Genomic DNA, 13,219 nt, shown 5'->3' with positions numbered 1-13,219 from the left:
TGTCAATGAAGTCAAGGAGCATCCCTGTGAACACCGTCCGACCCACTCGTCTGCGAGCCGTCTCGCTCGTCTCCGCCGCCGCACTCGTCACGATCGCCCTCGCCGGCTGTGAGGGCTCGCCCGCCGATGACGGCCCCGTCGCCGACCCCTCGGCCTCCTCGAGCGAGACGCTCACCGGTCTCGCCGCCGAGGTCGCCGCCGCCCTGCAGGCCCCGGGCAACACCGTCCCGACCGAGAAGGTCACCGACGGGGGTGCGCTCGAGGGCGAGGTCGTCTACTACGTGCCCATCACGCTCCAGTCGGCCCAGTTCAACGTCACCGGCACCGCGCTCACCGCGGCGCTGAAGGAACTCGGCGCCACCATCCAGATCTGCGACGGCAAGGGCACGCCCACCGACGTCTCGTCGTGCGTGAACCAAGGCGTCTCCGCCGGAGCGGCCGCCATCATCTCGGATGCGGTGCCCTACGGCCTCGCCGAGAACGCCTTCGACGCGGCGCAGGATGCGGGTATCCCCGTCGTGATCTCCAACCAGATCGAGGCCGACGGGCATCCGGCCTCCGCGACGCTCGGCTACATGGCCACCGGCGGTTTCAGCCAGCAGGAGATCACCGCCACGTGGATCACGGAGGACTCCGACGGAGCGGCGCACCTGCTCGCGAACGTGACCGCCGACGGTCCCTCGCCGAAGGCGTTCTTCGCCGCCGGTCAGGACGTCTACGACAAGGAATGCCCGGACTGCACCATCGTGACCAACGAGGTGAGCTCGGCGAACTTCGCCCTGGTGGCGCCGTCGACGCAGTCCGCATTGCTGGCCAACACCGACACCGACTACGTGCAGACGCAGTTCGCGCAGTTCCTGCAGCCCACGCTCGGCGGCATCCAGGGCGCCGGCGTGGCCGGCAAGGTCGAGGTCGTGGCGGGTTCGGTGCAGCTGGCCGACCTCAAGGCCGTCGCCGACGGCTCGGTGACGGCGGCGACGGGCCAGGCATCCGCATTCACCGGCTGGCTGCTGGCCGACATGGCGCTGCGCCTGGTCGCCGGCGAGCCCCTGCCCGAGTACACGGTCCCGGTGCGCCTGTTCACGGCGGACAACATCGGCGACATCGAGCTCACCGACGCCGCGGAGGCCTCGGGCGAGTGGTACGGCGACACCTCGTTCCCTGACGAGTTCGCGGCGATCTGGGGTCGTTGATCGTGATCGTCGCAGAGGATCGGGCGAGCCGGGCGGCGGCGCCCGCGCGCCCGGCGCGGCTCTCGGTGCAGGACTGCTCGATCACGTTCGGCAGCAACCGTGTGCTGAGGGACGTCGCGATCCAGGTGCGGCCGGGCGAGGTGCACGGGCTGATCGGCCAGAACGGCTCGGGCAAGTCGACCCTCGCGAAGATCCTGACGGGCCTGTACACCCCGGATGCGGGAACCCGCGTGAGCGTCGACGGCGACGCGCTCCGGCTGCCGGTGCGTCCGCTGCAGTCGCGCGCGGCCGGCGTCGCCGTGGTGCACCAGAGTCTCGGCCTGCTGCCGCACCGGAGCGTGCTGGAGAACATGCGCATCGGCCGGCTCGCCGGACGGGGCTTCGGCCGCCGCATCGACTGGGCCGCCGAGCGCGCCGCCGCCGCGGAGGTCTTCGCCCGGCTGGGGCGGAGCGTGCCGTTCGACGCGCTGGTCGGCGAGCTGCGGGAGGAGGAGCGCGCCACCGTCGCGATCGCGCGGGCGCTGCAGGATGCCACGCCAGGGCGGGGCCTGATCATCTTCGACGAGTCGACCCGGGCCCTCGGCCGCCGTTCGCTCGAGCACTTCTTCGGGATCGTGGACGGCATCGTGCGCACCGGCACCGCGGTGCTGCTGATCACGCACCGCCTCGAGGAGATCGTGGATGCCGCGGACCGCGTGACGGTGCTGCGGGACGGGAGAGCCGTCGAGCAGGGCCGCGAGGTCGCCGGGCTCACGGAGGCCGACCTCACGGCGCTCATGCTCGGCCGGGGTCTGCTCGATCTGGGTGCGAAGCGGCGTTCCCGCGATCCGCGGGCCAGCCAGGAACGCGTCGGCGTGCGGGGCCTGACGGGTCTCGGCGTGTCGGGCATCGATCTCGACATCGGCGTGGGCGAGGTCGTGGGCGTCACCGGCCTCGCCGGAAGCGGCTACGACGACGTCCCGTACCTCCTCAGCGGGGCGACGCCGGCCGAAGCCGGGACGGTCGACCTGCCCACCGGAACGGTGGCGATGCCCGGGCTCACCCCTGCCGCGGCCGTCGCGGCCGGCATCGCCCTGGTGCCCGAGACCCGCGATGTCGCGGGCCTCGCCGGGGAGATGTCGGTGACAGAGAACCTCGTGTTCCCGCAGACCGCGCGCGCGAAGGCCTCGCTCGCCCCGTTCTCGCGGGCGGGGGAGCAGAAGCTCGTGGACGAGTGGATCGAGCGTCTGGACATCCGGCCGCCCGACCCGAGGGCACTGGTCAAGAACCTCTCCGGCGGCAATGCGCAGAAGGTGCTGCTGAGCAAATGGCTGTCGGTCTCGCCGCAGCTCTTCCTGCTGCACGAGCCCACGCAGGCCGTCGACGTCGGTGCCCGCCACACGATCGTGGCGGCGATCCGTTCCGAAGCCGCCCGCGGCCGGGCGGTGCTGGTCTCCGGCAGCGACGAGAACGAGCTCGCGCTGCTGTGCGACCGGGTGCTCGTGATGGACGAGGGCCGCATCCGCGAGGAGCTCGCCGGTGATTTCACGCCCGACGACATCGTCGCCGCCCTGTACTCCAGCGGTTCCCGCGTGCGGTTGCGCCTGCGCCCCGGCCACGGTGCTGCCGCCCCTGCCGCCACCGTCACCCCTTCCGCAGACACGGTCGGCGCATCCGAGGAGGAGGAGACGGAGTGAGTGACGACCGCATCGACGAGTTCTTCTCCGCCGAGCGGGTCAGCGCCCAGGATGCGGTGCCGACCCTCCCGGGCGACGACTACCGCGACCACCTCTACGACCTCGACGCGGAGGTGCTCGCTCCGTACCGGGGGATGACCTACGAGGAGTTCACCGCAGACCGGTACCGGGCGCCGTTCCTCCGTGAACTGCTCGAGCACTGGGACGGTCTGCTGGCCGAGCCGTTCGTCGGCATCACCGCCGACGGCGTGATCGAACCCGGCCTGTACCCGCTTCCCGAGGGCGGGGCGAACGACCCTGCGCTGGTCACCGTGGCCGTGCGAGCACTCCGCCTGCTCGGCGACGCCCAGCGCGAGCGGATCTCCTATCCCCTCGACTCCGCCGAACGCCGGGCCTGGAGCAACCCGGAGTTCGTGTTCCACCGGGTGGGGCTGCGGCTGGAGGACCTCGCGCCCGAGCAGAGCGACGCGCTCCTGGAGGTCGTGAAGGCCTCGCTCAGCGAGGACGGGTGGGCGCGCGTGGACGGCGCGATGAGGCTCAACGGCTTCCTCGGCGAGCTGACCGGTCTGCCGGCCATCATGAACGAGCGCAGCTTCTGGTTCTCGCTGTACGGCGAGCCCGGCGTCGGAGAGCCCTGGGGCTGGCAGCTGTTCGGTCACCACGTGGCCGTCTCCTTCCTCACGGTCGGCGGCCGTGACGTGGTCGCACCCGTCTTCCTCGGCGGCGAGCCCGCCCTGTCGGACGAGCATCCGCCCCTCTTCGCCGCGCGCGAAGAGCTCGGCCTCGCCTTGATGGCATCGCTCACCCCGGGGCAGCGCGCAGCGGCGGTGGTCTACGACTCGGTGCTCGACCCGCGGATGCCGGCCGGCCGGGTGCATCCGGCCGACGAACGGCACGTGGCGGGCGCGTTCCGCGACAACCGCGTCGTGCCCTACGAGGGGCTCCCGGCGCGCGAGCTCGACGACGCCCAGTGGGCGCTCGTGCGGGCCGTCGCCGACGATGCCCTCATGCTGCTGAAGCAGGAGCAGCGGGCCCTCACCCTGGCCGGCTTCGACGCGCACCGCGCCGAGACCTACGTCTCCTGGTACGGGGCGACGGACGGATCGACCCCCTTCTACCTGCGCGTGCACAGCCCGGTGCTGCTCGCCGAGCTCGACCACCACGCGGGGGTGTGGCTGAGCAACCGGCTGCCCGCGCGGTTCCACGTGCACACCACCCTGCGCCATCCCAACGGCAACGACTACGGCAACGCCTTCCTCGCCCACTGGCGAGACCGCCGCGCCGCCCACCGATCACCGGAAGAACGAGAGAGAACATGACCGTCGTCGACATCAACATCCACCACCTGCCGGAGGACCTCTTCACCAACGAGGCGATCCTGAACGGCTTCCTGAACTCCGCGCCGCGTGGTTTCGGGGAGATCGCCCGCGTCATCGAGATGGACTCCGGCAAGAAGCAGCTCATCCTCGAGAAGCCGGCCGGCTACCAGAACCTCAACTACGTCGAGGGCGACTACTCGGTCGAGGCCAAACTCGCCGCGATGGACGAGGCCGGTGTCGACTACGGCATCATGCGCGTGCCGGTGTGGCAGGAGTGGCTGGGGCTGGACACCTGCCGGGCCGTCAACGACAACGCCGCCGACATCGTCTCGCGCTCGGGCGGGCGCCTTTTCGCGACCGCGTGCGTGCCGCCGTGGGGCGGCAAGGAGAACATCTACGAACTCGAGCGCTGCGTCGGCGACCTCGGGGCGGTCGGCGTGCAGCTGGCCTGCCACTACGGCCAGCTCTACCTCGACGACCCGGTGTTCGAGCCCTACCTCAAGGCCATCGAGAAGCTCGACATCCCCGTCGTCGTGCACCACACCCCGCTTCCCGTGGAGTGGCGATCCGTCATCGACTACACGAACCTGCGCCGGGAGTACGGCCGCATCCTGGACCAGGGAGTGGCCGTCGGCCGCGAGCTCTTCAGCGGCATGTTCGACCGGATGCCGGGACTGCGCTTCATCCACACCATGTTCGGCGGCAACTGGTTCGCCAGCACCGCGCTGCTGACGCCGCACCGTTCGAACAAGGCCGAGGCGATGCAGCGGCTCGACCCCACCGGCGGCGACAAGATCAAGCAGTACCTCGACGAGAACATCTTCTTCGACATGACCCACCCGCACTCCTGGGGCAAGGAGCAGGTGGAGGCCGCCATCACGATCAACGGCGCCGACCACTACCTGTTCGGCTCGTCGTTCCCCGTCTTCTACTCCTGGATGGGGCAGGGTGTCGAGTTCCTGAAGAGCGGGATCGAGCTCTCCGACGCCGATCGCGAGGCCGTGCTCTCCGGCAACGCCAAGCGCCTGTTCAACCTCCCGATCTGATCGACCATCGCCCTGACAAGGAGCCCGTCATGACCCTTCCGGTCTGGAACCAGCATCCGGAGTTCTCGATCACCCGTGCGAGCCACACGGTGCTCGCCGTCACCGACCTGCACCGCAGCCGCGACTTCTACCGCGATGTCGTCGGTCTCGTGGTGAGCGAGGAGACCTCGGATGCCGTCTACCTCCGAGGCCTCGAGGAGGCCGCGCACCACAGCCTCGTGCTCGAGCAGGCGGCCACCGCTCAGGCGCTGCACGTCGGGCTGCGCGTGCGCACGGACGCCGACATCGTGGCCGCCGAGCGGTTCTGCGCGAGCAACGGCCTCGACCACCGGCGCCTGGAGCGGCCGTTCCAGGGCGAGACCCTGCAGTTCCGCGACCCGGTCGGCACGCACATCGAGCTCACCAGCTCGATGGACGTCGTGCCGCGCCAGTACCAGGCGTACGACCGGTTCGTCGCGGGCGCTCCGCAGCGCCTCGACCACTTCCAGGTCGTCACGCACGACGTGCAGGGGGCGACCGACTTCTGGTCGGCCCTCGGCATGCGGATGTCGGAGTACACCGCGACGCCCGACTCCGACGAGCTCTGGGGAACCTGGCTCGAGGTCAAGGGCAACACGCACGACCTCGTGTTCACGAACGGCCGGGGCCCTCGGCTGCACCACTTCGCCTTCGCGGTGCCCGACGCCACGGCGATCATCCACGCCGCGGATGTCGCCGGAGCCCTCGGCGCGGGCGACGAGATCGACCGCGGCCCCGGCCGGCACGGCCTGAGCAACGCGCTGTTCCTGTATCTCCGCGACCCCGATCAGCACCGGGTCGAGCTGTTCAACTCGCACTACCAGTTCATCGACCTGGAGACCCCGCCGATCCGCTGGGAGGTCACCGATCCGCGTCGCGCCCAGCTGTGGGGGATGCCCGCCTCGCGGCGATGGTTCTTCGAGGCGAGCGGGTTCCCCGACGAACCGGTGCGCGAGCCGCTGATCAGCGCGAACCCGGCGACCCTGGAGGACTACCTCGGTGTGCACTGATCGCGTGTCCGATTCGGCAGACGGCGCGCTGCCCGCCGAGCTGCGGCGGAAGCTCGAGCGCACCCCGGTGGCGGGGCTCTCGGCCCAGCTGCGCCGGCACGGGCTCGACAACGTCGCCATCGACGGCGTGCGGCCCCTCCCGGGCACGGGAAAGCTCGTCGGGGTGGCACGGACGCTCCGCTTCGTTCCCAACCGGGAGGATCTCTTCGCCTCGCACGGCGCCGGCCACAACGCGCAGAAGCGCCTCTTCGACACCGTCGGCGCGGGCGAGGTGATCGTCATCGAGGCGCGCGGCGAGGCCGGTTCGGGAACCCTCGGCGACGTCCTCGCCCTCCGCGCCCACGCGCGCGGCGCCGCCGGGATCGTGACCGACGGGGGCGTGCGCGACTACGACGCCGTGGCCGCCGTAGGCATCCCCGTGTTCTCGCAGGGAGCGCACCCGGCCGTGCTCGGGCGCAAGCACGTGCCGTGGGACACCGACCTGGCGGTGGCCTGCGGTGGCGCCACGGTGTGCCCCGGCGACGTGATCGTCGGGGACTCCGACGGGGTCGTCGTCATCCCGCCGGGGATCGTCGAGGAGATCGTGGACGCCGCCCTCGCGCAGGAGATCGAGGACGAGTGGATCGCGGCTCAGGTCGCCGCGGGGCAGGCGATCGAGGGGCTGTTCCCGATGAACGCGGCCTGGCGTGCCCGCTTCGACTCCGAGCGCACGCCGACCTGACCTCGCCCGCGCTGCGGGAAGCCGGATGGATGCCTGCGCCGGCTAGTCGCCGGCGTGACCGTGGTCGCCTGAGGTGACCGTGACGACGCGGTAGCCCCCGGCGTCGACGGCCCGCCAGCCGTGCGCGGTGCCGGCGGCCACGGCGATGCTGTCACCGCGCTGCAGGCGGTGCACGACGCCGTCGGCCAGGCCCACCTCCAGCACGCCGTCGAGCAGGTAGAGGAACTCGTCCTCCTCGTGCACGGCGTACTCCGAGAAGACGGTCTCGGTGCCGGCAAACTCGGTGCCGAACAGGCCGCCGGGCAGCTGCGCGAGCTGCCACACGGTGCGGTCACCCGTTCGTTCGCGCGGATCGTCGCCCCGCAGCACCACGTCGACACGGGCATCCGTGTGCCGGCCCGCCGGAGGTCGGGCCAGCAACGACCCCGAGCGCACGCCGAGGGCGGTGGACAGCTTCGCCATCGAGGCGAGGCTCAGCCGGGCGTGGCCGCGCTCGACCAGGCTGAGGAAGGGCTGCGACATCCCGACGAGCTCCGCGAGCTGCACCAGGGTGAGACCGCGCTCCTTGCGCAGGGAACGGATGCGCGCCCCCATCGTCTCGGCCTCCTCGTCGAGCGGTGCGGTCGAGCGCTCACGGCCCGTCGTCATACCGGCGAAACCTCCCGAAATCTGCCCGAAAAATATTTATGACATAAATATAGTCATGACTCCTCTTCTTCTCGGCATCTTCCAGTACATCGGCCCCAACGGCACGGTCGGCTCGGCGTGGCAGCATCCGCGGGACGAGTCGGCGAACTTCACCAAGCTCTCGCACTGGACCGCGCTGGCGAAGAAGTTCGAGGACGCCCGGCTCGACTTCCTCTTCCTCGCCGACAGTTACGGCTTCCCGGCCCTCGAGGGCGAGCTGATCGAGGCCTCGGTGCGCGAGGGGCGCGGGATCCCGCACGGCGATCCGATGCCCCTGATCTCGGCACTCGCGGCGGCGACCGAGAGGCTCGGCTTCATCCTCACCACCTCGACGACGGTCGAGCCGCCCGCGGCGAACGCCCGCCGGTTCGCCACCCTCGACCACTTCACCGACGGCCGGATCGGCTGGAACATCGTCACCGGCTCCTCGGGGGCCACGGCGGCGGCCCTGATGGGCAAGGAGCTGATCGCTCACGACCTGCGCTACGACATGGCGGAGGACTACGTCGACGTGAGCCTCACGCTGTGGGAAGGATCGTGGGAGGACGACGCGCTCGTGCTCGACAAGGAGAACGCGACCTACGCGGATCCGGAGAAGGTGCACCTCGTGCACCACGACGGGCCGTACTTCCGAACCGACGGCATCCTGAACCTGCCGCCGTCGCCGCAGCGCACGCCGCTGCTGGTGCAGGCCGGTGCCTCGGGGCGCGGCCGGGCTTTCGCGGGGCGCAACGCCGAAGCCGTGTTCGTGGGTGGGGGAGAACCGGCGACGGTGGCGGCGAACGTGGCCGGCATCCGGGAGAGCGCCGTCGCGGCCGGCCGGCCCGCCGACGCGATCAAGATCCTCGTCGGCGCGCTGTTCATCACGGCGCCGACCAGCGCCGAGGCCTGGGCGAAGCACGAGGAGATGCTCGCGATGTCGACCCCGGAGGGTGCGGCGGCCATCTATGCGGGCAACACCGGTGTCGACCTGCTGGCGCTGGATCCGGATCGGCCGATCGCGCAGACCACCACCGAGATGGGGCAGTCGAACCTCGAGCGCTACCTCGGCAAGGACGGCAAGCCCGCACCGCTGGTGCGCGAGGTGCTGGAGAACTTCCGGCGCACGGGCATCAACGGCAGCGTGTTCGTGGGATCGCCGGAGGAGGTGGTCGATCAGATCCAGGAGTTCGTCGAGGCGACCGGGGTCGACGGATTCCTCATCCAGCCGCACATGACCCCGGACACCTACGACGACCTGATCGACCTCATCCTGCCCGTCCTGCGCGAGCGCGGCCTGGCCCGATCGGAGTACGAGGGTGAGACGCTGCGCGAGCGGATGTTCCCCGACGGCGGCCCGCACCTGCCTGAGACCCACCGCGGGTATGACTTCCGAGTAGGTCGCCGATAATAAAAGATATATCGGTGACTTGACTTTCACGAATGGGCGATATATCTTTAACACATCGCGAACAATCGCGGTACACAAACCTCATTTCTTGAAAGGCGGTCTGCGACATGAACAGCATTCATGACACACACCACAACGATTCACCGTCCTGGGGTCGCCGTTCCGGCCGTGCCCCTCACGAGTTCGCCCCGCGGGGCCCGCGCGGCCACGGCCAGCGCGGGTTCGGTCCCGGCTTCGGTCCCGGCGGGCCCGGTTTCGGAGGCTTCGGCCCCGGATTCGGTCCGCGCGGGCCGCAGCGGGCCAGCCGCGGCGACGTGCGCTCGGCCATCCTCTCCCTCCTCGCCGAGGCACCCTCGAACGGCTACGGCCTGATCAAGGCCATCGCCGAGAAGACCGGGGGAGTCTGGCGCCCGAGCCCCGGCTCGGTCTACCCCACCCTCCAGCAGCTCGTCGACGAAGAACTCATCGTCGCCACCGGCGACGGCAAGCGCACCGAGTTCGAGCTCACCGACGGCGGCAAGGCCTACGTGGCCGAGCACGCCGAGGAACTCGACCGGGCCTGGCAGGCCACGGCCGGCACCTCGGCGGCCGACACCGAGTTCCAGGCGAGCCTCGGCAAGCTGATGGGCGTGCTCAAGCAGTTCCGCTTCGCGGCGACCGACGAGCAGCGCGCTCAGGCCACCGAGAAGCTCGACGAGGCGCGGCGCGCGCTGTACCTCATCCTGGCCGACTGACGCCTGGCCGACCGACACCCGGCCGACCGACACCCGGCCGACCGACACCCGGCCGACCGACACCCGGCCGACTGAGCCCGGCTCACGGCATCCGGTCGTGAGCTAGGGCATTCGCCCGATGTCCTCCCTCCTCCTTAGAGCGCACTCTCGAACCATCGAGAGACTCCGAGAGAGGGAGGACGTCATGCAGGTCACCGAGTATTCGTTCCCGTGGCTGTACCAGGCCGAGCAGGAGCGGTTCAGCCGTGAGCTCGAGCAGCGCCGGGTGATCGCCGAGCGGATCGACCAGCAGGTTCCCGCGGAGCACACGTCCAGGCGGGTGATCCGGCTCATCCGGCGACTGTCGGCGGCCGATGGCACGATGGGGGCATGACCTCCACCGCCTCGATGATCGGTCGCGAAAGCGATCTCGAGTCGCTCGGCGACGCCCTGCGGCAGGCGCGCTCGGGCGCGACGCGGGCGGTGGTGCTGAGCGGCGAGGCCGGCATCGGCAAGACCCGGCTGGTGGCCGAGTTCCTCGAGGGCCTGCCCGAGGGCACGCTCGTGCTGCGGGGCCAGTGCATCGACCTCGAGCGCGACGCCCCGCCCTACGCCCCGGTGGTGGCGCTGCTGCGCGCGCTCGCCTCCGACGTGGGCCTCGAGGCGCTCGCGCTCTCGGCCGGGCCGGCGCGCGACTCGCTCGCCGTGCTGCTGCCCGAACTGCGCGGAGACGGGCCGGATGCCGGCACCGGCGGCGTCGGGCCCACCGCAGCCGGAGCGCTGGGCGGTGCGGATCGGCTCTACGACGCCGTGGCCACGGCGCTGGAGGCCGCAGCCGTGGATCGGCCCGTGGTCGTCGTGATCGAAGACCTGCACTGGGCCGATCAGGCCACCCTCAGCCTGGTGCGATTCGTGCTGCGGGTGATGGAGCAGGCGCGGGTGCTGTTCGTGCTCACCTATCGCAGCGACGAGCTGGGGCGCGGGCATCCGCTTCGCTCGTGGATTCCGGAGCTCGATCGCAACCGCCGGGTGGTGCGCCGTGAGCTCGCGCGGCTGAACCGACGCCAGGTGCGCCGCCTGATCTCCGCCCTGCGCGACGGGCCGCTCGAACCGGGCGACTTCGAGATCGTGCTGCAGCGCACCGACGGCGTGCCGTTCTTCGTCGAGGAGATCATCGGCTGCGACGTCGTGTCGGTCGAGAGCGTGCCCGACACGCTCCGTGAGATCCTGCTCGCCCGGTACGAGATGCTGGGCGATCCGGCCCAGAAGGTGCTGCGGCTGATGGCGGCCGGTGGAGTGCGCGTGGAGCACGAACTGCTGGTGGCGGTGGCCGACACCCCCGTCGAGGCCCTCGAGGCCGCGGTGCGGGAGGCGGTTCTGGCGCGCCTGCTGGTCGCCGACGACACCGGCTACACCTTCCGGCATGCGCTCGTGCGCGAGGCGGTGCACGACGAACTGCTGCCGGGGGAGCGGATCCGCTTCCACACCGCCTTCGCGCGCGCCCTGGACGAGCACGGCGACGCCACCGCCGTGTCGTACCACTGGATGGCGGCCCACAACCTGCGGGCCGCCTTCTCGGCGTCCCTGGTGGCCATGGCGCAGGCGCGCGCCTCGTTCGCGAGCGCGACGGCTGCGCGGATGGGCGAGCGTGCCCTCGAGCTCTGGGATCAGGTGCCCGACGCCGAGGCGCTGGCGGGCCTCGGTCGCCGCGAGCTGCTGTCGGAGACCGCGTACATCCTCCGGAACGCGGGGGAGAGCGATCGGGCCGTGGCCCTGATCGACGAGGCGCTGGCCTCGACGACGCCGGCCGAGCATCCGGCGCTGTACGCGCGGATGCTGCGGGACAAGGCGTCGTTCCTGGCCAACCTCGGCCAGACCGGCTCGGTGGAGCTGCTGCGCAGCGCTCTGGCCGTGCTCGAGGGCCAGCCGCGCAGCGTGCTCCGCGCGAACGTGCTCGGCGAACTCGCCGCCCGGTTGATGCTCGACGCCTGCTTCACCGAGGCGATCGCCACGGCGGACGCCGCGTTCGGCGAGGCGGAAGACGTGGGGTCGACGGCCCGGAGGTCGGTGGCGGCGAACATCCGCGGGTTCTCCCGGCTCTCCGTCGGCGAGATCGACGCGGGCCTCGCCGACCTGGCGCTGGCCGGAGGGCTGGCCGAGGGGAACGACTCGGCCCAGTTGCGCTACCTGGTCAATCAATCGGACGCGCTGCACCTCCTGGGCCGGTTCGAGGAGGCCGTCGTGATCGCCGACGAGGGCGTCGAGTTCGCCCGCCGGCGCGGTGTGGAGCGCACATCGGGGGTGATGCTGCTGGCCAACGTGATCGCGCCGCTGCTCGCCCTCGGTCGCACCGCCCGGGCCGAGGAACTCCTCGACCGGGCGCTCGAGCTCGAGCCGCCGATCGGCTTCAGCGCCCACCTGCAGATGATGAAGTTGCAGACCACCCTGTGGAGCGGCGACACCGCCGCCGCCCAGAAGCTGTTGCGAGCCTGGCGGCCCGGGCTGCTGCTGCAGACGCGGATCGACGCGCAGTCGCGGGCCACCCTGGCGCTGGTCGCTGTGGAGATCGCCCTGGCCCGAGACGATCTGGCCGGTGCCTGGGCGGAGGTGGCGGCCGTCATCGATCCCGGTCACCGGGGTTTCGCGGCCTACGACCTCCCCCTGCTCGCGTCGGCGGCGCACGTGCTCGCCCGCGCCGAGGCGGCGGGCCTCGAACTCGGCGCGCCGCCCGAGGTGCTCGAAGCGCGGCTCCGCGACTTGCTGGCCGAGGTCGCGTTCTGGCCCACCGCACCCGCGTTCGTGGCGGTCTTCGAGGCCGAGCTCGCGCGTGCGGGTGCCGCCGGCGCCGTCGGGAGCGACGCGGGCGGGGCGGGCACCCCTCCCACCTGGGCGGCGGCCCGCGACGTGCCCGGTGCCGATCCGTCGGCGTGGGAGGCGGCGACGACCGCTGCGGCGGCACCGGGTGCTCCTGCTCGCCTGGAGCCGTACACCCGCTTGCGCTGGGCCGAGGCGCTGGCCGTCGGCGGCGATCGCGGGGCGGCGCAGGCGGCGGCCGAAGCCGCCCGCGAGAGGGCCGAGGCCATCGGCCACGGCCTCATCCTGAACGCCGTCATCGATCTGGAACGTCGGCTCGGCCTGGTGCGGGCGAACGCCAGGGCGTCTGCGGGTGAGCGATCATCGGGGGCGACGGATGCGACCGCCGTCGCGGCGACCGCCCCGGTGCTGCGCACCGTCGAAGACGACCTCACCGAGCGCGAACGGCAGGTGCTCGATCTGCTCTCGCAGGGGCTCAGCAACCGGCAGATCGCCGAACGGCTGTTCATCAGCTCCAAGACGGCGAGCGTGCACGTGTCGAACATCCTGCGCAAGACGAAGACGGCCTCCCGCACCGAGGCGGCCTTCCTCGCTCGGTCGTTCGCCGGGGATCGCTGAGACGAGCCCCGAGC

General features: G+C 71.3%; 10 protein-coding genes and 1 pseudogene. 10 read left to right on the top strand and 1 reads right to left on the bottom strand.

Annotated elements, in window-relative coordinates:
* Nucleotides 1-26: 26 nt before the first annotated feature.
* From ACN4JJ_RS13885 to ACN4JJ_RS13860, 6 genes and pseudogenes are all read left to right on the top strand, one after another.
* Entirely contained in the window at nt 27-1,193 is a 1,167-nt protein-coding gene (locus ACN4JJ_RS13885; protein ID WP_440710479.1) for a sugar ABC transporter substrate-binding protein, read from the top strand.
* Nucleotides 1,194-1,195: 2 nt separating this feature from the next.
* The gene (locus ACN4JJ_RS13880) at nt 1,196-2,869 is read left to right on the top strand and encodes an ATP-binding cassette domain-containing protein (RefSeq protein WP_440710478.1); all 1,674 of its coding nucleotides are present in this window, start codon (nt 1,196-1,198) and stop codon (nt 2,867-2,869) included.
* Nucleotides 2,866-4,188: a DUF3500 domain-containing protein gene (locus tag ACN4JJ_RS13875; RefSeq protein ID WP_440710477.1), complete on the top strand. Its 1,323-nt coding sequence runs from the start codon at nt 2,866-2,868 to the stop codon at nt 4,186-4,188. The genes ACN4JJ_RS13880 and ACN4JJ_RS13875 overlap by 4 nt, the downstream gene beginning before the upstream one ends.
* Nucleotides 4,185-5,234: an amidohydrolase family protein gene (locus ACN4JJ_RS13870; RefSeq protein WP_440710476.1), complete on the top strand. Its 1,050-nt coding sequence runs from the start codon at nt 4,185-4,187 to the stop codon at nt 5,232-5,234. The genes ACN4JJ_RS13875 and ACN4JJ_RS13870 overlap by 4 nt, the downstream gene beginning before the upstream one ends.
* Before the next feature lie 29 nt (nt 5,235-5,263).
* Nucleotides 5,264-6,262: a 3,4-dihydroxyphenylacetate 2,3-dioxygenase gene (gene hpaD / locus ACN4JJ_RS13865; protein WP_440710475.1), complete on the top strand. Its 999-nt coding sequence runs from the start codon at nt 5,264-5,266 to the stop codon at nt 6,260-6,262.
* Nucleotides 6,263-6,287: 25 nt separating this feature from the next.
* Nucleotides 6,288-6,983: pseudogene (locus tag ACN4JJ_RS13860) on the top strand (RraA family protein); the annotation flags it as partial.
* 42 nt (nt 6,984-7,025) lie between these two features.
* Here the strand turns inward: ACN4JJ_RS13860 and ACN4JJ_RS13855 are convergent.
* Complete coding sequence (locus tag ACN4JJ_RS13855) at nt 7,026-7,631, bottom strand: helix-turn-helix domain-containing protein (protein WP_440710474.1); 606 nt, start codon at nt 7,629-7,631, stop codon at nt 7,026-7,028.
* A 55-nt stretch (nt 7,632-7,686) separates the two neighbouring features.
* Between ACN4JJ_RS13855 and ACN4JJ_RS13850 the strand changes: the two genes are divergently transcribed.
* The 4 genes from ACN4JJ_RS13850 (at nt 7,687) to ACN4JJ_RS13835 (ending at nt 13,205) form a co-directional block, all read left to right on the top strand.
* Nucleotides 7,687-9,060 carry an NtaA/DmoA family FMN-dependent monooxygenase gene (locus ACN4JJ_RS13850; protein ID WP_440710473.1) on the top strand — a complete coding sequence of 458 codons (1,374 nt, stop codon included), beginning with the start codon at nt 7,687-7,689 and terminating at the stop codon, nt 9,058-9,060.
* 107 nt (nt 9,061-9,167) lie between these two features.
* Complete coding sequence (locus ACN4JJ_RS13845; RefSeq protein WP_440710472.1) at nt 9,168-9,794, top strand: PadR family transcriptional regulator; 627 nt, start codon at nt 9,168-9,170, stop codon at nt 9,792-9,794.
* 184 nt (nt 9,795-9,978) lie between these two features.
* Nucleotides 9,979-10,167, top strand: coding sequence for a hypothetical protein (locus ACN4JJ_RS13840; RefSeq protein ID WP_440710471.1), 189 nt, complete (start codon nt 9,979-9,981; stop codon nt 10,165-10,167).
* Nucleotides 10,164-13,205 carry a helix-turn-helix transcriptional regulator gene (locus ACN4JJ_RS13835; RefSeq protein WP_440710470.1) on the top strand — a complete coding sequence of 1,014 codons (3,042 nt, stop codon included), beginning with the start codon at nt 10,164-10,166 and terminating at the stop codon, nt 13,203-13,205. The genes ACN4JJ_RS13840 and ACN4JJ_RS13835 overlap by 4 nt, the downstream gene beginning before the upstream one ends.
* Nucleotides 13,206-13,219: the final 14 nt, after the last annotated feature.

The sequence above is a fragment of the Herbiconiux dendrobii genome, assembly GCF_052048175.1.
GTDB lineage: Bacteria > Actinomycetota > Actinomycetes > Actinomycetales > Microbacteriaceae > Herbiconiux.
The sequence above is the reverse complement of the archived record's forward strand: the minus strand, read 5'-3'. Positions and strand labels throughout refer to the sequence as shown.

Coding starts and splice junctions, on each gene's coding strand:
- ACN4JJ_RS13835 (WP_440710470.1), top strand. CDS start 10,164: ATGACCTCCACCGCCTCGATGATCGGTCGCGAAAGCGATCTCGAGTCG.
- ACN4JJ_RS13850 (WP_440710473.1), top strand. CDS start 7,687: ATGACTCCTCTTCTTCTCGGCATCTTCCAGTACATCGGCCCCAACGGC.
- ACN4JJ_RS13845 (WP_440710472.1), top strand. CDS start 9,168: ATGAACAGCATTCATGACACACACCACAACGATTCACCGTCCTGGGGT.
- ACN4JJ_RS13855 (WP_440710474.1), bottom strand. CDS start 7,631: ATGACGACGGGCCGTGAGCGCTCGACCGCACCGCTCGACGAGGAGGCC.
- ACN4JJ_RS13840 (WP_440710471.1), top strand. CDS start 9,979: ATGCAGGTCACCGAGTATTCGTTCCCGTGGCTGTACCAGGCCGAGCAG.
- ACN4JJ_RS13870 (WP_440710476.1), top strand. CDS start 4,185: ATGACCGTCGTCGACATCAACATCCACCACCTGCCGGAGGACCTCTTC.
- hpaD (WP_440710475.1), top strand. CDS start 5,264: ATGACCCTTCCGGTCTGGAACCAGCATCCGGAGTTCTCGATCACCCGT.